The organism is Cloacibacterium caeni, assembly GCF_907163105.1.
Classification (GTDB): domain Bacteria; phylum Bacteroidota; class Bacteroidia; order Flavobacteriales; family Weeksellaceae; genus Cloacibacterium; species Cloacibacterium caeni_A.
The window spans coordinates 778,336-804,293 of record NZ_OU015321.1 but is presented as its reverse complement, the minus strand read 5'-3'; the positions used below and the strand labels follow the sequence as shown (position 1 = coordinate 804,293).

The following is a 25,958-nucleotide window of genomic DNA, read 5'->3' as shown; positions in this document are numbered from 1 at the left end:
CATCGAAATGAAAGATATTTTTGAAAGAATTAAAGAAAATCCTGGTCCTCTAGGTCAATTTGCAGATTATGGTGAAGGTTATTTCATTTTTCCAAGATTGGAAGGTCCAATTGGCCCTAGAATGAAATTCCAAGGAAAAGAAGTCATTTTTTGGAGCGCAAATGATTATTTAGGACTTTGTAATCACCCAGAAGTTTTAGAAGCTGATGCTAAAGCTGCTGCTGAATATGGTATGTTCTATCCTATGGGAGCTAGAGCAATGTCTGGTGAAACAGAACAACACTTACAATTAGAAAGAGAATTAGCTGATTTCGTAGGAAAAGAATCTGCTTATTTATTGAATTTTGGTTACCAAGGAATGCTATCTACAATTGATGCATTGGTTTCTAGACATGATGTAATTGTTTATGATTCTAATTCTCACGCTTGTATTGTAGATGGAGTTCGTCTTCACATGGGAAAAAGCTTCATGTTCCGTCATAACGACATGGATAGCTTCGAAAAAAATATAAAAAGAGCGACTAAAGTTGCAGAAGAAAACGGTGGCGGTATTTTAGTTATCACTGAAGGAGTTTTCGGGATGACTGGTCAACAAGGTAAGCTTAAAGAAATTGCTGAGTTCAAAAAACAATACAGTTTCCGTTTATTAGTAGATGATGCTCATGGTTTCGGTACTTTAGGAAAAACTGGAGCTGGAGCTGGAGAAGAGCAAGGTTGCCAAGACCAAATTGATGTTTACTTCTCTACTTTTGCTAAATCTATGGCTGGTTTCGGTGCATTTATCGCTGGAAACAAAGAAATCATCAGATATTTAAAATTCAATCTTCGTTCACAAATTTTCGCAAAATCATTGACGATGCCAATGGTAATTGGAGGTTTAAAAAGATTAGAACTTTTAAGAACAAGACCAGAAATCAAAGCTAAACTTTGGGAAAATGTAGAAAAACTACAAAATGGTTTATTAGAAAGAGGTTTCAACTTAGGAAATTCTAACACTTGTGTAACCCCTGTTTTCATGCAAGGGACACCAGTAGAAGCTACTCTTCTAGTTAAAGATTTAAGAGAAAACTTCGGAATATTCACTTCTGTAGTAGTATATCCAGTAATTCCAAAAGGAAGCATTCTTCTAAGATTAATTCCTACAGCTTCTCACACAGATGCTGAAATCAATGAAACTCTTGCTGCTTTTGAAGCGATTCACGATAAATTAGTGAATGGTGTTTACAAGCAACAAGCTGAAAAATTATTAGAAGAACAAAATTTGAGTTTTAAACCGCTTTAATTTTTATTAAAATAAAAAATTGAAACCGTTTGGAACTCCAAACGGTTTTTTTAATGCATAAATATTATGAAAAAAGTAACTTTAACTAAGAATGATTACACTAGAATTTACAAAGCCATCACTGATGCTAAAAATTCTAAAACCATTAACAGCAATGAGGCCGAAAAGCTTTTGTCTGAGCTAAGTAAAGCAGAAATTGTACCTTCAGAAAAGATTGATAAGGATGTAGTGACTATGAATTCTGAAGTAAAACTTTTTTTTGAAAACACTCAAAAAGAGCAATCCTTTAAAATTGTATATCCACAAGATGCCAATCTAAAAGAAAATAAAATCTCCATTTTTTCACCTATTGCTACAGCATTAATCGGTTACAAAATCGGTGACGAAATAGAATGGATTGTTCCTGGCGGAATGACCAAAATAAAAATTGTAGACCTTATTTATCAGCCAGAAGCAGCTGGAGATTTTGATTTATAAAATTCAATGAATTATAATCCGTTAGAAACTCTTCTGACGGATTTTTTTATTCCAAAAATCTATAGGAAAATCATACCTTTGCAAAAATTCATTTTTTGAAAGATTTACTGCTCATCACTCCTCCATTTACCCAACTCAATACGCCGTATCCTGCAACTGTGTACTTGAAAGGATTTCTTAATACCAAAAATATTTCGAATTATCAAATCGATTTGGGAATTGAAGTCATCTTAGAAATATTTTCCAAAAAAGGAGTTAGTGAAATTTTTAATGTAAAGCCTGAAAATTTATCTGAAAACGCTCAGAGAATTTTCGCGTTAAAAGAACAATACATCAAAACCATAGATGAAGTCATTGCTTTTCTTCAAAACAAAAAACCAACACTTGCAAGACAAATTTGCAGTATGAATTTCTTGCCAGAAGCTTCCAGATTTAATCAATTAGATGATATGGAATACGCTTTTGGAAACATGGGACTGCAAGACAAAGCAAAACATCTCGCTACCCTTTATTTAGAAGATTTATCAGATTATATTGTAGAAAATATTGATGAAAATTTTGGATTTAGCAGATATGCAGAACGACTAGGAAGAAGCGCTAATTCATTTGACGAGTTATATCAAAAACTCCAATCAGACAAAACTTTTGTAGATAACTTTACAGTTGAAATTTTAGATAAAAAACTTACTGAAACGCAGCCGAAACTGGTTTGTTTTTCCGTTCCGTTTCCCGGTAATTTGTATTCGGCATTTAGATGCGCTCAATATATCAAAAATCATTATCCAAACATTAAAACGGCTTTTGGTGGTGGTTTTGCCAATACAGAACTCCGAGATTTAAAAGACAAAAGAGTTTTTGAATTTTTTAATTATATCACATTAGACGATGGTGAACTTCCGATAGAATTACTTTTTGAAAACGTCTGTCATTCTGAGCAGAGTGAAGAATCTTTATTCAAACGCACTTTCCTATTAGAAAACGGAGAAGTTGTATATAAAAACAATTCCGAAAAACACGATTATAAACAAGCCGAAATTGGGACGCCAGATTACACAGATTTACCTTTAGACCAATACATTTCTGTAATAGAAATCGCCAATCCTATGCACAGTTTGTGGAGTGATGGAAGATGGAATAAACTTACAATGGCTCATGGTTGCTATTGGGGAAAATGTACTTTTTGCGATATATCACTTGATTATATCAAAATTTATGAGCCTATTGCTGCTAAAATTTTGGTAGACAGAATGGAAGAACTCATTGAAAAAACAGGAGAAAACGGTTTCCATTTTGTAGATGAAGCAGCACCACCAGCTTTAATGCGAGAAGTGGCTCTTGAAATTTTGAGAAGAAAACTCGTGGTAACTTGGTGGACCAATATTCGATTTGAAAAAAGTTTTACCCGAGATTTATGCTTTTTATTGAAACTTTCTGGTTGTGTAGCAGTTTCTGGGGGTTTAGAAGTAGCATCTGACAGATTATTGAAACTCATCAACAAAGGAGTTTCTGTTTCTCAAGTTGCCAAAGTCACCAGAAATTTTACTGAAGCAGGAATTATGGTTCACTCCTATTTAATGTACGGTTATCCTACTCAAACAGAACAAGAAACCATCGATTCTCTGGAAATGGTTCGTCAAATGTTCGAAATGGGGATTTTACAAAGTGGTTTTTGGCATCAATTTGCCATGACCGCACATTCTCCTGTTGGGAAAAATCCTGAAGAATTTGGTGTAGTTCCTCATTTGAAAGAGATTACTTTTGCCAACAACGATGTAGAATTTCAAGATAAAACCGGAATTGACCATAGCAAATTTAGTTTTGGCTTAAAGAAATCTCTGTTTAATTATATGCACGGAATTTGTTTTGAAAATCCGCTGCAAGAATGGTTTGAATTTAAAATTCCTAAAACCACTATTCATCCTGATTATATTCACGATTGTCTTTTAGAAGAAGACCACTTTAGCTCCAAACCGAATGCTAAAATCATTTGGACAAGTGTAAAACCGTTAGTTGAATTTTATACTAAAACCAAGAAAGGAAATTCTTGGGAAATGGCAACACTTACGTTCCATGAAAAGACCAATGTTTTTAGTATCAATTTAGAAAAAGAAAAAGCAGTTTGGCTTCTTGAAACCATTGATGAAATTTCTATTCATTCTGAAAAAAATCTAACATTTAATCAGTTAAAAGCGAAATATGAGTTAGATTTTGATGATTTCGAATTGTTTTGGTATTCTAAGCCGATGCAAATTTTAAAAGAAAACGGAGTCATCCTAACCTTATAAAAACAAAAAACTCGAACAAAATTGCTCGAGTTTTTAATTTATTGTGAAGAATTTTAATCACAAAGGATAATTCCTTTATCATTACTAAATTCTACTACACCACTGTTTATTGAATAAGAAAAAACACTGTTCTTTTCGTTTTCTTTGGTAAAGAATTTTGCAAAATTTTCATTCTGAATTGCATTCGTGAAAACTCTTACTTTACCATTCACTAAAGAAGAAACAATAGCGGCGTGGTTTTTCATGATATGGAAATCACCATTTTTTCCAGGAAGAAGGACTGAATCTACTTCGCCATCAAAAACTACAAATTCCGGAGTTAATATTTTAATATTCATTTCTTTTCAAATTATAGATTATAGATTTTAAATTTTAAATTGTTGAAATCAAATCTAAAATCTAAAATTTAACATTTAAAATTTATTAAGCGTTTTCAGCAAGCATTTTTTGACCTGCTTCGATAGCTTCTTCGATAGTTCCTTTCAAGTTGAAAGCAGCTTCTGGTAAGTGATCTAACTCACCATCGATGATCATGTTGAAACCTTTAATCGTATCTTTGATATCTACTAAAGCTCCTTTAAGACCTGTAAATTGCTCTGCAACGTGGAAAGGTTGAGATAAGAATCTCTGTACTTTTCTAGCTCTATATACTACTAATTTATCTTCTTCTGAAAGTTCTTCCATACCAAGAATTGCAATGATATCTTGAAGTGCTTTATATCTTTGAAGAATTTCTTTTACTCTCTGAGCTGTATCATAATGCTCATTTCCTAAAATTTCTGGAGTTAAGATTCTAGAAGTAGAAGCTAGTGGATCTACTGCTGGATAAATACCTAATGAAGCAATTTTTCTATCTAATACAGTAGTTGCATCTAAGTGAGCAAACGTAGTTGCTGGAGCCGGGTCAGTTAAGTCATCCGCAGGAACGTAAATTGCTTGTACAGAAGTAATAGAACCGTTTTTAGTAGAAGTAATTCTTTCTTGCATTGCTCCCATTTCAGAAGCAAGAGTTGGCTGGTAACCTACTGCAGAAGGCATACGTCCTAAAAGTGCAGATACCTCAGAACCCGCTTGAGTAAATCTAAAGATATTATCTACGAAGAATAATACGTCTCTACCTTGACCAGATTCACCACCATCTCTGAAATATTCAGCAACAGTAAGACCAGAAAGTGCTACTCTAGCTCTTGCACCAGGAGGTTCGTTCATTTGTCCGAAAACGAAGGTACATTTAGAATCTTTCATTTCTTCTAAATCTACTTTAGATAAATCCCATCCACCTTCTTCCATAGAGTGCATGAAACCTTCACCATATTTAATGATACCAGATTCTAACATTTCTCTAAGAAGGTCGTTTCCTTCTCTTGTTCTTTCACCTACACCAGCGAACACAGATAAACCACCGTGTCCTTTAGCAATATTGTTGATTAATTCTTGAATTAATACTGTTTTTCCTACACCAGCACCACCGAATAATCCGATCTTACCACCTTTTGCATAAGGTTCGATAAGGTCGATTACTTTGATACCAGTAAATAAAACTTCAGCAGAAGTAGAAAGCTGATCGAAATGAGGAGCTTCTCTGTGGATTGGCAAACCGCCATCTTTAGATAAATTAGGAAGTCCATCAATTGCATTACCTACTACGTTAAAAAGTCTTCCGTTTACACCATCACCTGTTGGCATGGTAATTTGGTTTCCTGTTCCTACAACTTCTTGCCCTCTTTGTAAACCGTCAGTAGCGTCCATTGAGATACATCTTACCATATCTTCACCAATGTGTTGTTCTACTTCTAATACAACAGTTTCTCCGTTTGATTTTTTAATTTCAAGAGCATCATAAATTTTTGGTAATTCTTCTACTTCTTGAAAAAGAACGTCTATAACTGGACCGATAATTTGTGAAATTTTCCCTTTAATTTGGTTTGCCATTGCTTTATTTTTTCTTGTGGTGCAAATATAGTGATTCTCTTCAAAATACATAATCAAAAATCAATATTTTTTTTCATCTTTGCACACAGAAAATGTAAGCGGTTTTGAAACTCATAGAAGATTTAAATTTTTATCACGAAAAATCTCCTAAAGTTCTTTCTTTAGGAATGTTTGACGGAGTTCACCTCGGTCATATTTCTATCATCAATCAATTGAAAGACAAAGCAAAAAAAAATAATTTAGAGACTTCTTTGCTCACCTTTTGGCCACATCCTAGGAAAATTTTTAACCCAAATGATGACCTTAAACTGCTTAACACTTTAGAAGAAAAACTTTTTTTACTAGAAAAGGCTGGAATTGACGTTTTATTTTTACAAAAATTTGATGAACATTTCAGAAACTTAACTGGTGAAGAATTTATTCGTGAAATTCTTATCAAAAAACTGAATGTAAAACACATTATCATAGGTCACGACCACGTTTTCGGGAAAAATAAATCTGGAAACTTTGAATTGCTTCAAAAGCTTTCTACCGAATTAGATTTTACTGTAGAGCAATTACAAGCCATCAAAAATGACGACGATTTCAATATCAGTTCTACTAAAATCAGAAATTGCTTAGGAAACGGGAACATCGCGGGTGCCAATAAAATGCTGGGATATTCCTACTCTCTTTCTGGAAAAGTAATTGACGGGAAAAAACTGGGAAGAACAATTGGTTACCCTACTGCAAATCTAGAAATAGACGAACTGAAACTCTTGCCTAAAAAAGGAGCTTACATTGTAGAAGTTTTCGTGAAAGACCAATTTTACAAAGGCATGATGAGCATTGGCACTAATCCTACTGTAAATGGTGATAAATTGACTGCAGAAGTGTACATTTTAGACTTCAATCAAGATATTTATGGCGAAGTTATCACAGTAAAATTCAGAGATTTTTTACACGAAGAAATTAAATTCGAATCGTTAGAAAAACTTATCGAAAGATTAGATGAAGACAAGATTTTGACCGAAAATTTTAACTTTAGTTAAAAGTTAGAATCATATAAATTTTCAATCAGATTTTATAAAATTAGATTCATAAGTTTCTATAGTTTTGTGAAAATCATAAAATAAAACTATGGAAGCAGAAATTATTATTTCTTTACTTACTCTTATCGCACTAGAAACCGTTCTAGGAATAGACAATGTTATTTTCATTTCTATATTGGCGAATAAATTACCTGTAAACCAACAAAAAAAGCCAGAAGAATCGGGCTTATTCTTGCCGGAGTGATGAGACTTGGTTTATTACTTTTGATTAGTCAAATCATGAAACTAGACCAAGATTTATTTACCGTTTTCGAAACGGGAATCTCAGGTAAAGATTTGATTTTAATTCTAGGAGGTTTATTCCTACTTTACAAAAGCACCGCCGAAATTTATCATAAAATGGAAGGCGAAGATGGCGATGTAACTAAAACCATGATTGTAACGAGTTTCGGGCAAGTGATATTCCAAATTTTATTAATGGATTTGGTGTTCTCTATTGATTCCATTATTACGGCAGTAGGAATGGTAAAAGAAGTTTGGGTAATGTATGTAGCGGTGATTGTAACGGTAATTATCATGCTTTTTGCAGCAGAACCTATCAGCAATTTTGTGAATAAACACCCTGCTTTTAAAATTTTAGCACTTTCATTCTTGCTATTGATTGGTTTCTCTTTAATCGTGGAAGGTTTTGGCAAAGAAATTCCGAAAGGTTATATTTATTTCGCTATGGCATTTTCGCTTTTGGTAGATATTATTCAAATGAAAACGACCAAAAAATCTGAACCTGTACATCTTCGCGAACATTACAAAGAAGAAGAACAGCACCTTGATAAAGATGTTTTATAAAGCACAAAGCATTCAGAAATTCTGAATGCTTTTTTTTATGAATTTAAAATTTCTAATTTTATTTTCTTCGTTAAACTTTTATACACCAATTGATAAGAATCATCAATGAGTTTTTTAATGAATTCTGGCTTCAATCCTTCGCAAATTACAGAATTCCAATGCGTTTTATTCATGTGATAAGCTCCAGAAATTTGGTAATATTGCTCTCGGAGTTCTTCGTTATAATCTGCAGTGTTTTTTGCCGAAAAGACCAATGGTTGCTTTTCTAATGCCATTAATAGAAACATTTTACCACCTACTTTAAAGACTAAAGTAGTTTCGTCAAACGGAAAACCTTCCGTAACTCCTTTTTTGTTGAGACAATAATTACGGATTTCTTCAGCTTCCATTAGCGTAAATCATGATTGGGAATAATAAGTGACAATGTTGTTATTAGTTTTAACAAAAATAATAAATCATATTCAATTTTTTCTTAATTTTAAAGTAATATTTATCACTTTATCAATCCCTTTAAAAATTTTGTTATGAAGGCTTTAATTATAGGAGCAACTGGCGCTACAGGAAAAGATTTGGTTCAAAAATTAAATCAAGACAAAGATTTCGAAGAAATTCATGCTTTTGTAAGAAAACCTGTAGAATCTACTTCTGAGAAAGTGAAATTTCATGTAGTAAATTTCGAAAAGCCAGAAGAATGGAAAGATTTGGTACAAGGTGATGTCGCTTTTTCTTGCCTCGGAACGACCTTGAAAGACGCAGGAAGCAAGGAAGCACAGCGAAAAGTAGATTTTGATTATCAATTGCAATTTGCCAAAACTGCCAAAGAAAATGGCGTGGAAGATTTCGTTTTGGTTTCTGCTTATGGAGCCAATCCTAATTCTAAAATTTTCTACTCTAGAATGAAGGGCGAATTAGAAGAAGAAGTAAAAAAACTTCATTTTAATAAAATTACCATTTTCCAACCTGGAATGCTCGATCGAAAAAACACCGACAGAACTGGTGAAGTTTTAGGAGCTAGAATTATAAAATTTGCCAATAAATTTGGCGTTTTAGAATCTCAAAAACCATTGCCAACAGACATTTTAGCACAAGCTTTGGTGAATTCTTCTAAAATAAAATCTTACGGATATTCTAAAATAAAATTAGGCAGTATTTTCAGTTTTGCAGAAAAAGGAAAAGAATAGTTTTTGCCACGAATACACAAATTTTATTATCTATTTCCCGCAGATTTCGCTGATTATGCAGATTTAAAATAAAAAACCGCAAAAATTACTTTGCGGTTAACTTTTATCTTTTGCCTTTATTCTTGATTCTTTATTTAAAATATTTCGTAATAGATTCAGAAGTAGGTTTCGTAGTACTTACAAAAGTATCGATTAACTCCCCTTTTTCATTGAGCAAAAATTTCTCGAAGTTCCAAAGAATGGTAGTACTTTTTACTCCGTTTAGTTTTTTGTCTGTTAAAAATTTAAAAATGGGAGCAATATCTTTTCCTTTCACAGATACTTTAGCCGCCATCGGAAAGGTAACGCCGTAATTTTTTTTGCAAAAAGCACCAATTTCTTCATTGCTTCCAGGTTCTTGTCCACCAAAATTGTTTGCAGGGAAACCTACAATCACCAATTGGTCTTTATACGTTTCGTACAACTTCTGTAAACCTTCATACTGCGATGTAAAACCACATTCTGACGCTGTATTTACAATTAGAATCTTCTTGCCTTTAAACTTAGAAAAATAAATCGTTTTACCGTCTAAAGCTTTCACTTTAAAAGAATGAATGGATTTTGCTTGTTGCGCCTGCGAAGAAAAAAGTCCAAAAAATGCCATAAGAATAAATAATATTTTTTTCATTTTGATTTTATTTGATTTCAAATTTAGGCATAAAAAAACTGCAAAATCCTAAGAAATTGCAGTAATAGAAATTTTTTATCGTAAAGTTTTATTAGAACTTAAAAGTATTGGCTGGAAATGCTTTGTTGACTTCAATTTTATAAAGAATCATCACGTAATCTCCTTCTTTTTTCGGCGTAGTTGCTTCAATTCTGAAAGGCATTACCAAATTATTCACTTTTTTGAAATCAGAATAAACCAATGTTTCGTCTTTCTTTTCTTCTTTTAACAGTAAAAAGTTCTGAACATCAAAATAATAAACAGTTTTATTCACATTTTTGGTGAGTTCTACCTTATAACAGTCTCTTTCTCCTACTTTTTCTTTCCCTAGAACTTGTGCAGTAAAACCTTTGTTCTCATAATCGATGAAATCTGTGTCAAAGCTTTCTGCAACGTAATTTTTTTGAACCTGAAGTTTATTCACCACGTAATTCATCGCGTAACCATTTTTACCATCATAACCTTCGATTACATTTTCTTTATTACCGATGAATACTACTGTTTTCGTAAGATTAGGTCTTTGCTGATAAATTCTCATAGGATATTCATCATTTACGCCCAGAATTACTTTTCCTTGTAGAATAATAGAATTCAGCAGTTTCCAGTTGGTTAAGCCTCCTGTTAACTCAATATTTTTATCAATAATTTGTTTAGCAGTTTGCGCCGAATATATTGTGGTTACTAGAATTGTTACGATTAATAGTATCTTTTTCATTCAATCTTTTTTTCGAGATTCCAAATATATGATTTTGAAACGAAAACCAACTTAAATTTTCAAATTTTCAAATTAATTTTCTTCTTTTTGGACAAGTCACGACTTGTCCCTACTTAAAATTGCTTTCGCTTTTTCTAAATCTTCGGGAACATCTATTCCTACGCCAATGAAATCTGTTTCTATCATTTTGATTTTCATTCCGTTTTCCAAATAACGAATGGCTTCTATTTTTTCTGAAATTTCCAGCGGAGTCATCGCCAAATTTGCAAATTTCAACAATGCTTCTTTTCTGAAAGCATAAACACCAATATGCTTGTAATACAAGTGTTCTACAGAGGTTTCTCTAGGATAAGGAATCACAGAACGACTGAAATACATCGCAAAATTCTGTAAATTAGTAATGACTTTTACATTATTCGGATTTTCTATTTCTTCCTTTTCCTTTAACCTGATTTTAAGCGAAGCTAATGAAATTTCTTTATCAACATCATTTTCAAAAACTTCAATTAATTGTTTCAAAGGATCATTTTTCAGGAAAGGTTCATCACCTTGAACATTGATGACAATATCACAATCAATATTTTGAACCGCTTCTGCTATTCTGTCGCTTCCCGTTTCGTGTTCACCTGTCATTACTGCTTTTCCGCCGATTTTGGTAATTTCTTCAAAGATAATTTCAGAATCTGTCGCCACGAAAACCTCATCAAATAGCTGAGTTTCCAAAACGTTTTGATAAGTAGTAGCAATCACGGTTTTGTCGCCTAAAATCTGCATTAATTTCCCTGGAAATCTACTTGCAGCATAACGAGCTGGAATGACAGCGATTATTTTAAGCATTTCGAGTTCCGAGTTTCTGGTTCCGAGATTATTCATTATTGACTTTGATAATTTTATTTAAAAAAGCTCGCTGATTGAACTGATTTAGCAGATCAAAATCCTCTAAATTTGCTCAATCAGCGAGAGATAAATTTATTTTAATTTAGCTAAAGCAGCTTCTAATTTCGGGAACATTTTTTGTAAATCTTCTACTGAACAAGCGCCAACTGATGCTCTAAACCAAGGCATTTCTCTAGAATTTCCAAATGCTGAAAATGGCACTAATGCTACTCCTGCTTTTTCGATTAAATAGAAAACTAAATCTGTAGAATCTTTCAGAACTTTACCGTCTTCAGTGGTTTTTCCTACATAATCTAATTTAATGGTTAAATATAAGGCACCCATTGGTTTAATGCTATCTACTGCGAAATTTTTAGATTTCATTTCTTGAATTCCAGCATGTAGAACTTCTAAACTGTGCGCAATTTTACCTTTAAAATCATTCACAAATTCATTTACAGCTGGTGTATTATCTAAAAACTCTGCTACGGCTTGTTGTTCTGGTTTTGGCGCCCAAGCTCCAACGTGTGTTAATAGCGCTTTCATTCTATCAATCACCTTAGTTGGTCCAAAACTCCATCCTACTCTAACTCCAGTTGCTGCAAAACATTTAGAAGTTCCATCGATATAAATGGTGTAATCTCTAAGTTCTGGATAAAGAGAAACTGGATTAAAATGTTCTGAATCACCAAACGTAAGCATTGCATAAATTTGGTCGTACATTAAGTAAAGTGGCTTTTCGCCTTCTCCTCTTTTTTTATTTTCTGCAATTACCGCCTCACAAATTTCTGAAAGTTGTTCTTTGGTAAACATGGTTCCAGTTGGGTTTAGCGGAGAGCAAAGCGCCAATAAAACTGCACCTTCTAAATGTGGTGTAATTACATCAGCTGTCGGCAAAAAATTATCTTCTGGAGAAACTTCTAGTTCTACTGCATTGGCTGAAGTTAAGTAAGCGTAATGGTTATTATTCCAAGAAGGAACAGCATAAACTACTTTGTCGCCTTCGTCAACAATGGTTTTAAAAGTAGCGTAAATTAAAGGTCTAGAACCACCAGAAACCAAAATATCTTCTGGAGAATAGTCTAAATTCCAACGAGATTTTATGTCTTTTGCAACTGCTTTTCTTAATGAAAGCAAACCATTTGCAGGAGGATAATTGGTTAAATTATCCGCGTAAGCTTTCTGAATATTTTGTTTTAATCCTGCAGGAATAGGATAAATGTTAGAATCTAAATCACCGATGGTAAGGTTGGCAATTTCAGCTCCTTGAGCTTTGAGTTCGTTTACTTGATTACCGATTTTAATAATTTCTGAACCGATAAGGTTTTGAGCGAGTTTTGAAACCACTTTTTATTAAGATTTTGTTGTTAATGATTTTTCAAATTTAAATAAAATAAAAAAGTTCACAAAAGATTAAAAACCTAAAGATTTGTTAAACTTCTGCGAACTTAAAAGCATTAGATTAAAATATTTATAGTTTTAAATCTTTTTTTACTTCATTGATTTTTTGTTCTAGAGAAGCTTGTTTAGCTTTGAAATCTGCTTCGTTTTCAATTTTATCTTTCACAGAAAAATAGAATTTAATCTTCGGCTCGGTTCCTGAAGGTCTGATACAAACTTTAGTTCCGTCTTCTGTGTAATAGATTAACACATTAGATTTCGGAATATCATTCATTACTTTTCTCTCTCCTGTAATTACATTAAGACAAGTTTGTTCTTGGAAATCTTTCACTTCTAGAACTTTAGAACCTGCCAATTCTTTTACAGGATTTTCTCTGAAATCTACCATCATTTGAGCAATTTCTTCGGCACCAGTTCTTCCTTTTCTTACCACGTTTACCAAACCTTCTTGATACATACCAATTTCTTTGTAAATATCAATCATGTACTGATACATGGTTTTTCCTTGTGCTTTGCAAACAGCTGCAATTTCACAAGCTAATAAAATAGAACCACAACTGTCTTTATCTCTCACGAAATCTCCCGTCATAAATCCGAAAGATTCTTCGCCACCGCAAATGAATTTTTCTTGACCTTCTACATCACGAATCATTTTACCAATCCATTTGAAACCAGTTAATCCTACTTTGCAATCTACTCCGAATTTTTCAGCTACATCAAAGAAACAGTCAGAAGTTACAATCGTAGAACCGATGAACTCTTTTCCTGTAATTTTACCAGCTTTTTTCCATTGGTCAAGAATGTAATACGTTAAAATCATATTGGTTTGGTTACCATTCAATAACTGAATTTCGCCATCTAGATTTCTAACCGCAATTCCTAATCTGTCGCCATCTGGATCACAACCGATAACAATATCGCCATTGGTAATATTTGCTAAATCTACTGCCATTGTTAATGCAGCAGGTTCTTCAGGATTCGGAGATTCTACCGTTGGGAAATTTCCAGAAGGAATCATTTGTTCTTTTACCAAATCTACTTTGGTGAAACCTGCTTTTGCTAAAGCTTTAGGAATCGTAGTATAAGTAGTACCGTGAATAGAAGTGAAAACGATGTTTACATTATCTCTTCCAATGTTTTGGTACAATGAATTTTCCATACAAGTATCGATGTACACATCATCTTGCTCTTCGCCAATCCATTCGATTAAATCATCATTTCCGTTAAATTTAATTTCGTCGAATTTTGTAGCATAAACTTCTTTGATGATGTTTTCGTCATTTGGTGGAACTACTTGCGCTCCATCATTCCAATATACTTTGTAACCGTTGTATTCTGGCGGATTGTGAGAAGCCGTCAAAACGATTCCTGCATTACATTTCTTGTCACGAACTGTGAAAGAAAGTTCTGGAGTTGGTCTGTGTTCTTTGAAAAGCAACACTTTAATTCCGTTTGCAGTTAAAACATCGGCACACATTTTTCCAAATTCCTTAGAATTATTTCTCACGTCATAAGCAATCGCCACTTTTATTTCCTGATTAGGAAATTGCTGATGAAGATAATTTGCCAAACCTTGAGTAGCTTGACCCAATGTATATTTATTGAGACGATTGGTTCCTACTCCCATAATTCCTCGCATTCCGCCAGTCCCGAATTCTAATTCTCTGTAAAAACTGTCTTCTAATTCTGGAGAATTGGTATCAATCCAATTCTGAACTGTTGCTCTGGTTTCTGCATCAAAAGTATCTGATAACCAAAGTTTTGCTTTTTCCAAAGTTGTCATATATTTAAATTTTTTGTTTTTTTTAATTTTTAAATGTTCTGTCATTCTGAATGTAGTGAAACGGAATGAAGAATCACTTAAAATAGATTCTTCGCTACACTTTGTTTCGCTCAGAATGACAAATCACTAATGCTTATTTCAATTTTCTGTTTTCCACAGAAGCTTTGTCTTTTTTTGTTAATTTATTGAGCGGTTCTCCGTAGAAAATGAGTTTTGAGGTATTTTCTAGCGTTCCTTTCATTTCATTATCAATATTTAATCCTGCCGAAGCGTTATTTTTAGCATTTAATTCTAAATTTTCCACATAAAAATACGGCGCCATAATACTTGCTGAATCTGATAATTTTAAATTCAAATTTTTGGTTTCTCCAAGAATGTTTGCATTAGATTTCTCTGCCATTTCTATTTTGCTTTTTGGTGCAATTACCGCTCCCATAAATTTAGAATTTCCTTTTAGATAAAGTAAAAATTCTGGCGTTTTTACCTGTCCAGAAACATTCATTTCTACTTTATCAGAAAGCGAAACCTCATTTAAATCGTTTTTACCAAAAATAGTGATATTGTAAAAATCTACTTGGTCTGTTTTTCGATTTTCTTCGATGGTTAAAATTCCGTTTTCTACTGCTATATCTAGATTTTTGTAGACATTAGGATAGGTTTCTACGCTTACCAAATTCTGATTTCCTTTCGCAAAAAACACTTTGAAATCTCCTTTAAGATTCAATTTAGTGAAATTTTCTACGGTTACATCTTTCACTTCTATTTCCCCTTTTGGAGAAATTTTAGAGCAAGCCAAAAGAGTAAGGCAAAGGTTTAGGTAAAGGAAAAGTTTTGTGATATTTTTCATTTTTAACATTGCGTTTCTACGGAATGATTTTATTTTTCATTTTTTCGTTGGAATAAATTCCAACGTTATAATATCTGTCGTTCCTACGGAACTCTGCTATTTATTTTATTATTTCTACAAACGTTTCGTTCCTACGGAACTTTTAATTTTCAAATTTTCAAATTAGCACACTTTCAAATTAAATTACCTCTTCAATATGGTAATTCTTATGACCTCTACTTTGTCTGATAATGAGTTCTCCTAAAAATCCTGCTACAAACAGTAATGTTCCCATCAACATCATGGTTAATGCTATGTAAAACCAAGGATTTTCGGCGATTAAATTACCATAAACGTGATAATAATACACGTCAATTAATTTGGTTGCACCCAACCAAAATGCTGAGAAAAAACCGAAAATAAACATTAAAGTTCCTACTGCTCCGAAGAAGTGCATTGGTCTTCCTCCGAATTTGCTTACGAACCAAAGCGTAATTAAATCCAGAAAACCTCGGATAAATCTTTCGGTACCAAATTTAGAAGTTCCGTAAGGTCTTGCTTGGTGCTGAACTGGTTTTTCGGTAATTTTTTTAAAACCTGCATTGGCTACCAAAACAGGAATCCATCGGTGTAAATCGCCATAAACATCTACCGATTTTACCACTTGTTTTCTATACGCTTTCAGACCACAGTTAAAATCGTGTAATTCTACTCCAGAAAGATTTCTTGCCGCAGAATTGAACAATTTTGACGGAAGATTTTTGGTCATCACATTGTCAAAACGTTTTTTCTTCCAACCAGAAACCAAGTCGTATTTTTCGACTGCAATTTTGTTGTATAATTCAGGAATTTCTTCTGGAAAATCTTGCAAATCTGCATCCATTGTAATCACTACATCGCCTTGAACTTTTTCAAAAGCGGCATGTAACGCTTGAGATTTCCCATAATTTCTAGAAAATTTAATGCCGTGAACATGATGATTTTCTTTGGATAAATTTTCTATAATTTGCCACGAAGAATCTGTACTTCCATCATCTACGAACCAAATTTCGTAAGACAATTGGTTTTCTTGGCACACTTTATTTATTCTTGCATAAAGTTCGTGCAAAGATTCTTCTTCGTTTAATAAAGGAACTACAACGGATAAATTCATTAAAAATTATTTTATTTTTTTGAAAATTAATATCGCTAAAACGAACAGCAAAATTACAAAATATAAGCTTGTAAATAGACTTTTTATTACAGTAAATGTGCTGATTATTCTCACGCCTATTTCTGAGATTTTAGGGTAAGAAGTGAGTAAATAAATAAGACCGAAATTCTCTAAATAATCGAAAACTCCAGCAATTACAGGAAATAAAACCAAAAGAAACCAAGATTCTAATTTGCTAATTTTCTTAAGAAAGAAACTCAAAATCAGCACATTACTCATCATAAACAAGAGAGGATATACGAAATCTAATGGCAACTGACAAAACAGATAAAAATTTCTGCCACTCTTCCCTAGATTTCCTAAAAGTTCTTTGGAATAAGTAAAACTGTAACCATTTGGTTTCATGTCAAAAATCTGTAAACCATTCGCAAAATCAGTCAATTTTGGAATCGTAAAAAAAATCATGGCAAAATAAACCACACTTGACAACACAAAAAAAGTAAGAACTTTTTTGCCCGTCAAATTTCTGGAAACAGTAGTTTTTAAGCTCATTATTCTAAAGTTTTATTTCTAAAGAAAGTTCCGAAGAATGTAGACAGAATGGTATAAAATACCAAAACTGCAGCGAAAAAATACGTGAAGTTTCTGAAGGTAAACATATCTTTATCTTTTACCAATTCTGGCGCAAAACTTTGCAATCTTTCTTGATATTTTTTATCCAGTTCTTCTTTGTCTTCTTTTTTAGCTAAAATTTGTTTTGCCTTATTATATTCATTGTCAAGCTCTGTTTTTTGACGCTCAACATATTGGTGATTCAATAAATCTTTAGCATCTGTATCTACATAATTCAGAAATGCAAAAATGCTGAACATAGAAAGAAAACCACCAATAAACATCGGTTTAAAAGCTCTACCAAAAGCATCTCTAAATCCTATTTCTTTTACTTCTTTTTTGTAAGTTGACACCGAAAAATAAGCACCTAAAGTATAAAGCGCAGGCATTAAAAATGCATTAAGAAGCATACTCGTGTTAAAATAATTGGTATTATAACCAAAAAAATACACTCCAAAGAACACTAACATGGTCGCGATAAATATCAGAAAACCAAATGTATAAACGTTTTTACTCATTTTATTTTTAAAAATTTTTCTCGAAAATACGAGATTAGATTTTGAATTTTAAATTAATTCAGTATTTTTGCACCGGCAAGTCCTAAACAACCAGCTCCTGAGAATCCTCCAGGGTGGGAACGCAGCAAAGGTAATCGGTCGTAGCGGTGTGATTTAGGTAGCTTGCCATTTTTTTATGTCTTTTTTTGAAATTCTTCAAAAAATTATACTTTAAATTCTTCTCCCAATTCTGGAATCGAAAACTCAATATTTCTCTCTGTAAACAATTGTTTTGCCGAATCGTGATTAATTTTTATCGGCTCGAAAGTATCAAAATGACAACCAATCACTCTTTTGGTTTTCAATAATTCTGCTGCTGCAAAACTCGCTTTTCTTGCACACATGGTATAATGTGAACCAATTGGAAGAATAGCTGCTGTAATTTCCCCAAAAAGTCTTGGAAATAACTCCATATCTGCCATTACACCTGTATCTCCCGCAAAATATAAGTTTTTACCTTGGAATCTAAACATATATCCGCAAGGTTGACCGCCATAAGTTCCATCTGGAAAACTTGATGTGTGATGCGCAGGAACCATAGAAATTTTTAGGTTATCGAACTTTGCAGAACCTCCGTAATTAATGTCAATAGAATTCGGGTGATTGAAATAACCACAAATTTCTGGTTGACCAATTACCGTAGCATCTGGATGATGTTGCAATACTTCTCTTACATCTGCAACATGATCGCCATGAGCGTGAGTAATGAGCACATAATCAATTTTTTGTGCGGAAATATCAAATCCTGTTTGCTCTTTCTGAAAATTATAAAAAGGATCAGAAAGGATGTTTTTACCGTTATAGGTGAACAAAAAACAGTTTTGTCCGAGGAATTTTATTTTCATGATTAATTATCTTTTAAAATATATCTTTTTCGCCAGATTGTTCTATACACTTTTAGTTTTTCAACTTCATTTTTATTTAAGACTTTTCCCCAAGTTGGTTTTTGAGTAAAATAAACCGAATCAATCTTATTTTCATTTTTAATTTTAAATAAATAAGTTGTCCATGGATTTTCAGAATTTATTTTATCTAGCTTAATGTGAATCTCATCTTTAGAAATTTCTTTTTTAAAAATACTATCAAAATGGTAAACAAGAGCATATTTGTTATTCAAAAATAATAAACTTGGAAAAAAAACTACCCAAAAAAGTAATATTAAAAATATACTAGATATGCTAAATATATACTTTTCTTCTGATATAGCACCAGTAAATAATATCGCTAAAATAAAACCAAAGACTAAAGAAAATTTTATTTTATTTAAATGATTATAGTAATCTGGTTGAAAATGATAAGTAAATTCTTTATCATAAAAAAATAATCCTAAAGCAATAGCAATTAAACAAAGAATTAATAAAATTCTACTTACTGATTGCCATTTTTTGTTTTTAAAATCTATAAACATGATTATTATTCTTACATTGCGTTCCTACGGAACGCTTTTTTTGTGATACTTTTTTACTACACACATTTCGTTCCTACGGAACAAAAAATTTCAACCTTTTATCTTCCAGCTTACGCAAAATAATTCAATCCAAAAGCTACCAAAACACTCATTAATAAAGTAATGATTCCTAATTGTTTTAAGAATGGGTCTAATTCTTTTGGTTCTTTTACTTCCATCATTTTTCTGCGCATAGCAGTCAAAGGAAAAACAGTAATAAAGAAAATAAAAGCGTAATATTTTCCTTGTTCTTGTAAACCATTCATCATCATATAAATCAAAACCAAAATCGGTGGAAGCATCAAAATAACCATTTCATAAATCATCGCATTTTTAAAACCTAATCTTAATGCAAGCGTTTTTTTACCAGATTTTTCGTCATTTTCAATATCTCTCATATTGTTGAGATTAAGAACGGCACCACTAAGCAAACCTATTGCAGAAGCTGGTAAAAGCATATCCCAATCAAAAGTTTTAGTGAATAGAAAGTAACTTCCGCACACAGAAACCAGCCCGAAAAAGATAAAAACCATTAGATCTCCTAAACCAAGATAACCATAAGGTTTTTTGCCAACAGTATAACCAATTGCCGCTAAAATACAAGCAACTCCCAATCCTATAAAAGTGTAAAATTCATTAATAAAATCAGGGAAAAATGCTTTGTACAACAAAACTAAAGTCGCCACCAATGATAAAAAGGCAAACAAAAACATAGCGTTTCGCATTTGCTTTGCAGAAATTTTACCAGAAGCTACCGCACGTTGTTCTGCCTCTCCTATTCTGTTTTGGTCGGTTCCTTTTACACCATCTCCATAATCATTGGCGAAATTCGACAAAACTTGATACAGTAAAGTCACCAAAAGTGCCAAAGCAAAAATAGTCCAGTCCCAAGTTTTTCCTTGTTCTAGGAGTTTCCATCTTGCAATGAAAGAACCCATAATAATTCCGCTAATAGAAAGCGGTAAAGTACGCAGACGAGCTGCTTTTATCCAATCAATCATTTTAGTTGTTAGTTATCAGTTGTTGGTTGTTTGCAAATAATTTCAGAAAACTGACAACTATCAACTAACAACCGTCAACCAAATTATGAAATCCACTGATTATCTCCGAAATCTGGTTTACGTTTTTCTAAAAATGCGTTTCTGCCTTCTTTGGCTTCTTCAGTCATATAAGCTAATCTGGTTGCTTCACCCGCGAAAACTTGTTGACCAACCATTCCGTCATCCGTAAGATTCATCGCAAATTTCAGCATTCTGATAGATGTTGGCGATTTTGCTAAGATTTCTTGCGCCCATTGATAAGAAGTTTCTTCTAACTCAGCGTGAGGAATCACCGCATTTACCATTCCCATATCTTCGGCTTCTTTGGCAGAATAATTTCTTCCTAAAAAGAAAATTTCTCTAGCTTTTTTCTGACCTACCATTTTTGCTAAATATGCTGAACCGTAACCACCATCGAAGCTGGTAACATCTGCATCGGTTTGTTTGAAAATTGCATGTTCTTCACTTGCTAAAGTCAAATCACAAACCACATGAAGTGAGTGACCACCACCAACTGCCCAACCGTTTACCACAGCAATCACTACTTTTGGCATGAAACGAATCAATCTTTGAACTTCTAAAATATTGAGACGATGTCTTCCATCATCACCTACATAACCTTGATGACCACGAGCTTTCTGGTCGCCACCACTACAGAACGCATGACCGCCATCTTTAGGACTTGGACCTTCACCCGTTAATAAAACTACACCAATGCTAGAATCTTCATAAGCATCATAAAAAGCATCATACAATTCTGAAGTAGTTTTAGGACGAAAAGCATTTCTTACTTCTGGTCTGTTGATAGCAATTCTCGCTACTCCATTGCACTTTTTGTACGTGATATCTTCGTATTCTTTAGCCGTTTTCCAATCTATATTCATATTTCAAAAAATTTGCTGGTAAAGATACTATTTTTGAAAAAAAGGTGCAGAATAAAAATTTAGAAATGTTAATGTAATATATGTTACATAATGATTATGAATTTAATAATTTTTAATACCATTCATTCACAATAATAACTTATACATGAAATAAATCATTTTCTGATTGTCAAAAAATAGGTTTATATTTGAAGATATTTAAAATTAATAAAATGATTATAGGTGTATTAAAAGAACCTTCTTTCGAAACAAGAGTTTCTTTACTTGCAGAATCTGCAGCAGCACTCATTAAAAAAGGAAATAAACTCATAGTAGAATCTGGCGCAGGTGATAAATCCTTTAATAATAACCAAGAATATGAAAAAGTTGGCGCAGAAATTAAATCTAGAGCCGAAGTATTAGAACAAGCAGACATTTTATTGTCTATTCATCCTCTTCAAGATGAAGATTTTCCTAAAATTAGTTCTAAAATTCTCTTGGGAGTTTATCAACCCCTTGCTAACGGAGAAAACGTTATTAAATCTATTGAAAGAAAAATTACCACTTTTTCTCTTGACATGCTTCCTAGAACGACCAGAGCACAAGCAATGGACGTATTAAGTTCTCAAGCTAATATTGCAGGTTACAAAGCAGTTTTACTCGCCGCTAATTCTTACGGAAGATATTTCCCAATGTTTATGACCGCTGCTGGAAGCATTGCTCCTGCTAAAGTTCTTATTTTAGGAGCTGGAGTTGCTGGTTTACAAGCAATTGCTACCGCAAAAAGATTAGGCGCTGTAGTAGAGGTTTTCGATACAAGACCTGCTGTAAAAGAAGAAGTAATGAGCTTAGGTGCTAAATTTGTAGAAGTGGAAGGCGCTGCAGATGCCAGTACAGCTGGTGGTTATGCAGTAGAACAAACCGAAGAATACAAACAAAAGCAACAACAACGAATCGCTGAAAGTGTTACAAAATCGGATATTATCATCACCACAGCACAAATTCCTGGAAAAAAAGCTCCGATTTTAATTACCGAAGAAATGCTCAATTCTATGAGAAATGGCTCTGTAATTATAGATTTAGCTGCTTCTACTGGTGGTAATACTCCATTTACTAAAAATAACGAAACGGTAAATTATAACGGTGTTTTTATTATAGGAAATTCTTCTCTACAATCTACCATGCCTTCAGACGCAAGTAAATTGTACGGAAAAAATATGGTGAACTTCTTACAACTCATCATTGACAAAGACGCAAACCTTAACCTCAACTGGGAAGACGATTTGGTAAAAGGCGCTTGTATCACACACAATGGCGAAATTATTAACGATAGAGTAAAATCTATCCTTTCTCCTTCAATGAATAACTAAAACAAAATTTTTATGAATATTATAGAGTGGATTTCTCAATACCAACAAATCATCTACATTGTAATTCTGATGATTTTTGTAGGAATTGAAGTGATAGGTCATGTACCTAGTGTACTACACACTCCTCTAATGAGTGGCGCAAATGCGATTCACGGAGTAGTGATTATTGGGGCAATTATTGTAATGGGAAAAGCCGAACCAGACAATTATTTGGCATTAGTTTTAGGTTTTCTAGGAGTGATTTTAGGAACACTTAATGTGGTAGGAGGTTTTGTAGTAACAGACCGAATGCTGGAAATGTTTAGTAAAAAGAAAAAATAGAAAATCATGGGACTACTTACAATATTATACCTCATTGGTTCAGTAACCTTTATTTTAGGGTTAAAAATGCTCTCGAATCCAGCTACTGCTAGAAAAGGAAATTTATTAGCAGCAGCAGGAATGGTAGTAGCCATTTTAGGAACTATTTTTCTTTATCAAGATGAAGAAGGTCAAAAATTAGGAAATTACGGTTGGATTTTTGGCGGAATCCTCATCGGAACAATCGTGGGAGCACTAGCTGCCAAAAAAGTGAAAATGACAGCAATGCCACAAATGGTGAGCCTTTTCAACGGAATGGGAGGAGCTTGTGCCGCTTTAATTTCTTTGGTTGAATTCAATCATTTATCACACAATACTACTGGCGAAGTAAATTTAGGAACACTTTCTATTATCCTTTTAGGATTAATCATTGGTTCTGTATCATTTGCAGGAAGTATGATTGCTTGGGGAAAACTGAATGGAAACATTAAAAAAGATTTTGCTTTTCCTGGTCAGCAATTCGTGAATATCGCTATTCTATTGGCTATTTTAGGATTATCAGTGTATTTGGTAATGACTCTCAGTCCAGAAAACGCTTATTTATTCTATGTTATTTTTGGATTATCTACGCTTTACGGATTACTTTTCGTATTCCCAATTGGTGGCGCAGATATGCCTGTTGTAATTTCTTTGTTAAATTCATTTACGGGAGTTGCCGCAGCTTGTGGAGGATTTTTGTATGACAACAAAGTAATGTTAACTGGTGGTATTTTGGTAGGAGCAGCTGGAACTTTATTAACCATTTTAATGTGCAACGCCATGAATCGTTCTTTATTGAATGTATTGATTGGTTCATTTGGAGGTGGCGCAAAATCTTCTGGCGGAACTTCTCCTTCTGGTGGAACTGTGAAAGAAATCACGTTGAGCGATACAGCAGTTCTCATGACTTATGCCAGCAAAGTAATGATTGTTCCTGGTTATGGTTTAGCAGTAGCTCAAGCTCAACACGCTTGTCATGAATTAGAAAAATTATTAGAAAGCAAAGGTGTAGATGTTTTCTACGCGATACACCCAGTTGCTGGTAGAATGCCGGGACACATGAACGTACTTTTGGCAGAAACCGATGTTCCTTATGAAAAATTAATGGAAATGGAACAAGCCAATGAAGAATTCTCAACTGCAGATGTAGTGCTCATTTTAGGAGCAAATGACGTAGTAAACCCTGCTGCAAAAGAAGACACATCCTCTCCTATTTACGGAATGCCTATTTTAGAAGTTGAATTGGCTAAAAACGTTATCGTAAACAAACGTAGTATGAAGCCTGGTTACGCAGGAATTGAAAATGAATTATTCTACAGACCAAAAACTTCAATGCTTTTCGGAGATGCGAAAAAAGTTTTACAAGACCTAATCTCTGAGATTAAAAATCTGTAAAATAAATCCTAAAGGAAGGAAAATCTTCAACTTATATAAACTATAAAAACAAAAATCCTGTTCAAATCTGAACAGGATTTTTTATGATTAAATCAAAACTTCAACTCATAACTCAAAACTAATAATTTATAACATTTACAGCATTTCCTCTTCTTTGAATTCTCTATCATTAAAATAAATTTCTAAAGTAGAATGGTGTACATTATAATGTTCTAGCTCGTGTTTTACTTTATCTTTTAGATTTTCAATCTGGTCTAGAGAAAGACTTTTATCTACTTGAAGATGTGCAGTAAGCGCATTTTCTGTGGTACTTAATGCCCAAATATGAAGATGCTTAAAATCTTTTACCCCTTCTATTCCTAGTATTTGTTCCTTTAATTTATTGAAATCTACTCCTTCCGGAACTCCATCAAGAGCCAATTTTAGACTTTGAGTAAACAAACTCCAAGTTCCGTAGAGAATAACCAAAGCAATCACAATACTCATCACAGAATCTAACCAAAACCAATTGGTAAAGATAATCACAACACCTGCAATTACCACACCCAAACTCACCAAAGCATCTGCAGCCATGTGTAAATAAGCACCTTTAATATTGAGGTCTTTGTCTTTATCTTTCATGAAAAAATAAGCAGTCAACGCATTGATGATAATCCCAATAAACGCAACAATTGCCATTACTTTTCCTTGCAAAGGTTGAGGATTGTAAAATCTAAAAACCGCTTCGAAAATAATTCCGCCAACTGCCGCAAAAAGGATTAAAGCATTAAGCAAAGCCACCAAAACCGTCACTTTCTTGTAACCGTAAGTATAAGATTGTGTAGCTTTAGAATACATTAATTTAAAGGCAATGAGAGCCAAAATCAAACTCACTACATCACTGAGATTATGCCCCGCATCTGAAAGCAACGCCAATGAATTCTGAGACCAACCTACCGCTGCTTCTATAATAACAAAAACAGAATTAAGGAAAATCCCAATGTAAAAAGCGTTTCTTAGTTTTTTAGAGTTTAAATCTAGCGCCGGAACGTGACTATGACCGTGATCGTGAGAATGCGACATGAAAGAAATTTTATCCAAATTTCGGGATTTTTTTTGAGAAAATTGATTTGATGGTTTTTAATTTATTAGATTTACATAAATATTAAACATTGTGAAAACAAAAAAAATAATCATTCTTACTTTATCAATACTTTTATTTATTATTCCTTTTTTGCTCTTATTTTACACTAATTTTAAAAATCAGAAAATTTCTGATAACATTTCCGACTGGGGAGCCTTTGGTGATTATATTGGTGGAGTTATAAATACTTTAATTTCTTTTTTAACCCTAATTACTACAATATTTATAGCCTTTTACATAAGTAAAATTGATGATAACAGAAATAACAAAATAATATTTGAAGAAAATCGTAGATTTATTAGACAGTTAAGAGAAAATGAATATAATAATATTAGTCAAGAAATTGATAAAATATGGATTATTTTAGTTAAACAAGATAAAAGCTCTAGGATTAATGAATTATATTTTCTTGATAATAATTTTTACAGTTTTATTAAATATAAAAAACATTTATTTCCAATATTAAATAAAAATGAATTCAAAAAATTAAGTGATATATTTAGTGAAATACATAAATATGTTTCTAACAATGATGTTATAGATGTAAGTAAAATTCCACACATTAAAGATTTAAGCAAAGAAATTGATAATTTTCATTGTAAAATTCAACAATTTATAATTGATAATTAACCTTATTCTTTTTAATTTCAGACAATGGAATTATGTAATAACTATAAAAGATGAAGACTAAAAATTTATAATAAATTTAAAATCTCTA

General features: G+C 32.9%; 26 protein-coding genes, 1 other RNA gene and 1 pseudogene. 11 read left to right on the top strand and 17 right to left on the bottom strand.

What is annotated here, in order from left to right; translation table 11 throughout:
• Positions 1-7 precede the first annotated feature (7 nt).
• The 3 genes from KKQ76_RS03780 (at position 8) to KKQ76_RS03770 (ending at position 4,044) form a co-directional block, all read left to right on the top strand.
• Complete coding sequence (locus KKQ76_RS03780) at positions 8-1,282, top strand: aminotransferase class I/II-fold pyridoxal phosphate-dependent enzyme (protein ID WP_213195890.1); 1,275 nt, start codon at positions 8-10, stop codon at positions 1,280-1,282.
• A 66-nt stretch (positions 1,283-1,348) separates the two neighbouring features.
• Complete coding sequence (gene rnk, locus KKQ76_RS03775; RefSeq protein WP_213195889.1) at positions 1,349-1,759, top strand: nucleoside diphosphate kinase regulator; 411 nt, start codon at positions 1,349-1,351, stop codon at positions 1,757-1,759.
• A 95-nt stretch (positions 1,760-1,854) separates the two neighbouring features.
• On the top strand, positions 1,855-4,044 hold the full coding sequence (locus KKQ76_RS03770; protein ID WP_213195888.1) for a B12-binding domain-containing radical SAM protein: 2,190 nt from the start codon (positions 1,855-1,857) through the stop codon (positions 4,042-4,044).
• Between the two features lie 53 nt (positions 4,045-4,097).
• Here the strand turns inward: KKQ76_RS03770 and KKQ76_RS03765 are convergent, their stop codons facing one another.
• A complete protein-coding gene (locus KKQ76_RS03765) occupies positions 4,098-4,382 on the bottom strand; it encodes a FoF1 ATP synthase subunit delta/epsilon (protein ID WP_213195887.1) in 285 nt (94 codons plus the stop codon).
• An 85-nt stretch (positions 4,383-4,467) separates the two neighbouring features.
• Positions 4,468-5,976 carry a F0F1 ATP synthase subunit beta gene (gene atpD / locus KKQ76_RS03760; protein WP_213195886.1) on the bottom strand — a complete coding sequence of 503 codons (1,509 nt, stop codon included), beginning with the start codon at positions 5,974-5,976 and terminating at the stop codon, positions 4,468-4,470.
• Between the two features lie 104 nt (positions 5,977-6,080).
• Here atpD and KKQ76_RS03755 point away from each other — a divergent pair, with 104 nt between their 5' ends.
• Together KKQ76_RS03755 and KKQ76_RS03750 are read left to right on the top strand one after the other, a co-directional pair.
• Positions 6,081-7,007: a bifunctional riboflavin kinase/FAD synthetase gene (locus KKQ76_RS03755; RefSeq protein WP_213195885.1), complete on the top strand. Its 927-nt coding sequence runs from the start codon at positions 6,081-6,083 to the stop codon at positions 7,005-7,007.
• An 88-nt stretch (positions 7,008-7,095) separates the two neighbouring features.
• A pseudogene (locus KKQ76_RS03750) lies at positions 7,096-7,853 on the top strand (TerC family protein).
• A 35-nt stretch (positions 7,854-7,888) separates the two neighbouring features.
• Here KKQ76_RS03750 and KKQ76_RS03745 read toward each other — a convergent pair.
• Positions 7,889-8,242: an MmcQ/YjbR family DNA-binding protein gene (locus KKQ76_RS03745; RefSeq protein ID WP_213195884.1), complete on the bottom strand. Its 354-nt coding sequence runs from the start codon at positions 8,240-8,242 to the stop codon at positions 7,889-7,891.
• Between the two features lie 135 nt (positions 8,243-8,377).
• Between KKQ76_RS03745 and KKQ76_RS03740 the strand changes: the two genes are divergently transcribed.
• Positions 8,378-9,034, top strand: a complete 657-nt coding sequence (locus tag KKQ76_RS03740) for an NAD(P)H-binding protein (protein ID WP_213195883.1) — start codon at positions 8,378-8,380, stop codon at positions 9,032-9,034.
• Between the two features lie 130 nt (positions 9,035-9,164).
• Here KKQ76_RS03740 and KKQ76_RS03735 read toward each other — a convergent pair whose 3' ends face one another.
• The 9 genes from KKQ76_RS03735 to KKQ76_RS03695 all read right to left on the bottom strand — a co-directional run bounded on the left by KKQ76_RS03735 (position 9,165) and on the right by KKQ76_RS03695 (position 17,624).
• Positions 9,165-9,701, bottom strand: a complete 537-nt coding sequence (locus tag KKQ76_RS03735) for a glutathione peroxidase (RefSeq protein ID WP_213195882.1) — start codon at positions 9,699-9,701, stop codon at positions 9,165-9,167.
• 91 nt (positions 9,702-9,792) lie between these two features.
• A complete protein-coding gene (locus KKQ76_RS03730) occupies positions 9,793-10,455 on the bottom strand; it encodes an outer membrane lipoprotein-sorting protein (protein ID WP_213195881.1) in 663 nt (220 codons plus the stop codon).
• A gap of 96 nt (positions 10,456-10,551) precedes the next feature.
• A complete protein-coding gene (kdsB, locus tag KKQ76_RS03725) occupies positions 10,552-11,328 on the bottom strand; it encodes a 3-deoxy-manno-octulosonate cytidylyltransferase (RefSeq protein ID WP_246501334.1) in 777 nt (258 codons plus the stop codon).
• Between the two features lie 96 nt (positions 11,329-11,424).
• Positions 11,425-12,678, bottom strand: a complete 1,254-nt coding sequence (locus KKQ76_RS03720) for a pyridoxal phosphate-dependent aminotransferase (protein ID WP_213195880.1) — start codon at positions 12,676-12,678, stop codon at positions 11,425-11,427.
• Positions 12,679-12,802: 124 nt separating this feature from the next.
• Complete coding sequence (locus tag KKQ76_RS03715) at positions 12,803-14,515, bottom strand: phospho-sugar mutase (protein ID WP_213195879.1); 1,713 nt, start codon at positions 14,513-14,515, stop codon at positions 12,803-12,805.
• 133 nt (positions 14,516-14,648) lie between these two features.
• Entirely contained in the window at positions 14,649-15,362 is a 714-nt protein-coding gene (locus KKQ76_RS03710; RefSeq protein ID WP_213195878.1) for a GIN domain-containing protein, read from the bottom strand.
• Positions 15,363-15,540: 178 nt separating this feature from the next.
• Positions 15,541-16,494 (bottom strand): glycosyltransferase family 2 protein, encoded by a 954-nt coding sequence (locus KKQ76_RS03705; protein ID WP_213195877.1) that lies wholly within the window; start codon positions 16,492-16,494, stop codon positions 15,541-15,543.
• Between the two features lie 6 nt (positions 16,495-16,500).
• Positions 16,501-17,046, bottom strand: a complete 546-nt coding sequence (locus KKQ76_RS03700; protein ID WP_213195876.1) for a hypothetical protein — start codon at positions 17,044-17,046, stop codon at positions 16,501-16,503.
• On the bottom strand, positions 17,046-17,624 hold the full coding sequence (locus KKQ76_RS03695) for a DUF4199 domain-containing protein (protein ID WP_213195875.1): 579 nt from the start codon (positions 17,622-17,624) through the stop codon (positions 17,046-17,048). Before KKQ76_RS03695 ends, KKQ76_RS03700 begins: the two co-directional genes overlap by 1 nt.
• Positions 17,625-17,697: 73 nt before the next feature.
• On the opposite strand from KKQ76_RS03695, the gene ffs reads away from it, so the two are divergent.
• Positions 17,698-17,795: signal recognition particle sRNA small type (gene ffs, locus KKQ76_RS03690), an RNA gene on the top strand.
• Between the two features lie 32 nt (positions 17,796-17,827).
• On the opposite strand, the gene KKQ76_RS03685 is transcribed toward ffs, so the two are convergent.
• The 4 genes from KKQ76_RS03685 to KKQ76_RS03670 form a co-directional block, all read right to left on the bottom strand.
• Entirely contained in the window at positions 17,828-18,508 is a 681-nt protein-coding gene (locus KKQ76_RS03685; RefSeq protein WP_213195874.1) for a metal-dependent hydrolase, read from the bottom strand.
• 2 nt (positions 18,509-18,510) lie between these two features.
• Positions 18,511-19,071, bottom strand: a complete 561-nt coding sequence (locus KKQ76_RS03680; RefSeq protein ID WP_213195873.1) for a hypothetical protein — start codon at positions 19,069-19,071, stop codon at positions 18,511-18,513.
• 110 nt (positions 19,072-19,181) lie between these two features.
• Positions 19,182-20,111, bottom strand: a complete 930-nt coding sequence (gene menA, locus KKQ76_RS03675; RefSeq protein WP_213195872.1) for a 1,4-dihydroxy-2-naphthoate octaprenyltransferase — start codon at positions 20,109-20,111, stop codon at positions 19,182-19,184.
• An 83-nt stretch (positions 20,112-20,194) separates the two neighbouring features.
• Positions 20,195-21,034 carry a 1,4-dihydroxy-2-naphthoyl-CoA synthase gene (locus tag KKQ76_RS03670; RefSeq protein WP_104792711.1) on the bottom strand — a complete coding sequence of 280 codons (840 nt, stop codon included), beginning with the start codon at positions 21,032-21,034 and terminating at the stop codon, positions 20,195-20,197.
• A gap of 212 nt (positions 21,035-21,246) precedes the next feature.
• Between KKQ76_RS03670 and KKQ76_RS03665 the strand changes: the two genes are divergently transcribed.
• From KKQ76_RS03665 to KKQ76_RS03655, 3 genes are read left to right on the top strand one after another with little or no spacing between them, the layout of a single operon-like run.
• The gene (locus KKQ76_RS03665; RefSeq protein ID WP_213195871.1) at positions 21,247-22,383 is read left to right on the top strand and encodes a Re/Si-specific NAD(P)(+) transhydrogenase subunit alpha; all 1,137 of its coding nucleotides are present in this window, start codon (positions 21,247-21,249) and stop codon (positions 22,381-22,383) included.
• Positions 22,384-22,395: 12 nt separating this feature from the next.
• Entirely contained in the window at positions 22,396-22,704 is a 309-nt protein-coding gene (locus KKQ76_RS03660; RefSeq protein WP_104792709.1) for an NAD(P) transhydrogenase subunit alpha, read from the top strand.
• A gap of 6 nt (positions 22,705-22,710) precedes the next feature.
• Positions 22,711-24,117 (top strand): NAD(P)(+) transhydrogenase (Re/Si-specific) subunit beta, encoded by a 1,407-nt coding sequence (locus tag KKQ76_RS03655; protein ID WP_213195870.1) that lies wholly within the window; start codon positions 22,711-22,713, stop codon positions 24,115-24,117.
• 135 nt (positions 24,118-24,252) lie between these two features.
• Here the strand turns inward: KKQ76_RS03655 and KKQ76_RS03650 are convergent, their stop codons facing one another.
• Positions 24,253-25,179, bottom strand: coding sequence for a cation diffusion facilitator family transporter (locus KKQ76_RS03650; RefSeq protein ID WP_213195869.1), 927 nt, complete (start codon positions 25,177-25,179; stop codon positions 24,253-24,255).
• Positions 25,180-25,270: 91 nt separating this feature from the next.
• On the opposite strand from KKQ76_RS03650, the gene KKQ76_RS03645 reads away from it, so the two are divergent.
• On the top strand, positions 25,271-25,870 hold the full coding sequence (locus KKQ76_RS03645; RefSeq protein ID WP_213195868.1) for a hypothetical protein: 600 nt from the start codon (positions 25,271-25,273) through the stop codon (positions 25,868-25,870).
• Positions 25,871-25,958 lie beyond the last annotated feature (88 nt).

Excerpts from the sequence above, each read along its gene's own strand:
- KKQ76_RS03780 (WP_213195890.1), top strand. The coding sequence starts at position 8 with ATGAAAGATATTTTTGAAAGAATTAAAGAAAATCCTGGTCCTCTAGGT.
- rnk (WP_213195889.1), top strand. The coding sequence starts at position 1,349 with ATGAAAAAAGTAACTTTAACTAAGAATGATTACACTAGAATTTACAAA.
- KKQ76_RS03765 (WP_213195887.1), bottom strand. The coding sequence starts at position 4,382 with ATGAATATTAAAATATTAACTCCGGAATTTGTAGTTTTTGATGGCGAA.
- atpD (WP_213195886.1), bottom strand. The coding sequence starts at position 5,976 with ATGGCAAACCAAATTAAAGGGAAAATTTCACAAATTATCGGTCCAGTT.
- KKQ76_RS03745 (WP_213195884.1), bottom strand. The coding sequence starts at position 8,242 with ATGGAAGCTGAAGAAATCCGTAATTATTGTCTCAACAAAAAAGGAGTT.
- KKQ76_RS03740 (WP_213195883.1), top strand. The coding sequence starts at position 8,378 with ATGAAGGCTTTAATTATAGGAGCAACTGGCGCTACAGGAAAAGATTTG.
- KKQ76_RS03735 (WP_213195882.1), bottom strand. The coding sequence starts at position 9,701 with ATGAAAAAAATATTATTTATTCTTATGGCATTTTTTGGACTTTTTTCT.
- KKQ76_RS03730 (WP_213195881.1), bottom strand. The coding sequence starts at position 10,455 with ATGAAAAAGATACTATTAATCGTAACAATTCTAGTAACCACAATATAT.
- kdsB (WP_246501334.1), bottom strand. The coding sequence starts at position 11,328 with ATGAATAATCTCGGAACCAGAAACTCGGAACTCGAAATGCTTAAAATA.
- KKQ76_RS03715 (WP_213195879.1), bottom strand. The coding sequence starts at position 14,515 with ATGACAACTTTGGAAAAAGCAAAACTTTGGTTATCAGATACTTTTGAT.
- KKQ76_RS03710 (WP_213195878.1), bottom strand. The coding sequence starts at position 15,362 with ATGAAAAATATCACAAAACTTTTCCTTTACCTAAACCTTTGCCTTACT.
- KKQ76_RS03705 (WP_213195877.1), bottom strand. The coding sequence starts at position 16,494 with ATGAATTTATCCGTTGTAGTTCCTTTATTAAACGAAGAAGAATCTTTG.
- KKQ76_RS03700 (WP_213195876.1), bottom strand. The coding sequence starts at position 17,046 with ATGAGCTTAAAAACTACTGTTTCCAGAAATTTGACGGGCAAAAAAGTT.
- KKQ76_RS03695 (WP_213195875.1), bottom strand. The coding sequence starts at position 17,624 with ATGAGTAAAAACGTTTATACATTTGGTTTTCTGATATTTATCGCGACC.
- KKQ76_RS03685 (WP_213195874.1), bottom strand. The coding sequence starts at position 18,508 with ATGAAAATAAAATTCCTCGGACAAAACTGTTTTTTGTTCACCTATAAC.
- KKQ76_RS03680 (WP_213195873.1), bottom strand. The coding sequence starts at position 19,071 with ATGTTTATAGATTTTAAAAACAAAAAATGGCAATCAGTAAGTAGAATT.
- menA (WP_213195872.1), bottom strand. The coding sequence starts at position 20,111 with ATGATTGATTGGATAAAAGCAGCTCGTCTGCGTACTTTACCGCTTTCT.
- KKQ76_RS03670 (WP_104792711.1), bottom strand. The coding sequence starts at position 21,034 with ATGAATATAGATTGGAAAACGGCTAAAGAATACGAAGATATCACGTAC.
- KKQ76_RS03665 (WP_213195871.1), top strand. The coding sequence starts at position 21,247 with ATGATTATAGGTGTATTAAAAGAACCTTCTTTCGAAACAAGAGTTTCT.
- KKQ76_RS03660 (WP_104792709.1), top strand. The coding sequence starts at position 22,396 with ATGAATATTATAGAGTGGATTTCTCAATACCAACAAATCATCTACATT.
- KKQ76_RS03655 (WP_213195870.1), top strand. The coding sequence starts at position 22,711 with ATGGGACTACTTACAATATTATACCTCATTGGTTCAGTAACCTTTATT.
- KKQ76_RS03650 (WP_213195869.1), bottom strand. The coding sequence starts at position 25,179 with ATGTCGCATTCTCACGATCACGGTCATAGTCACGTTCCGGCGCTAGAT.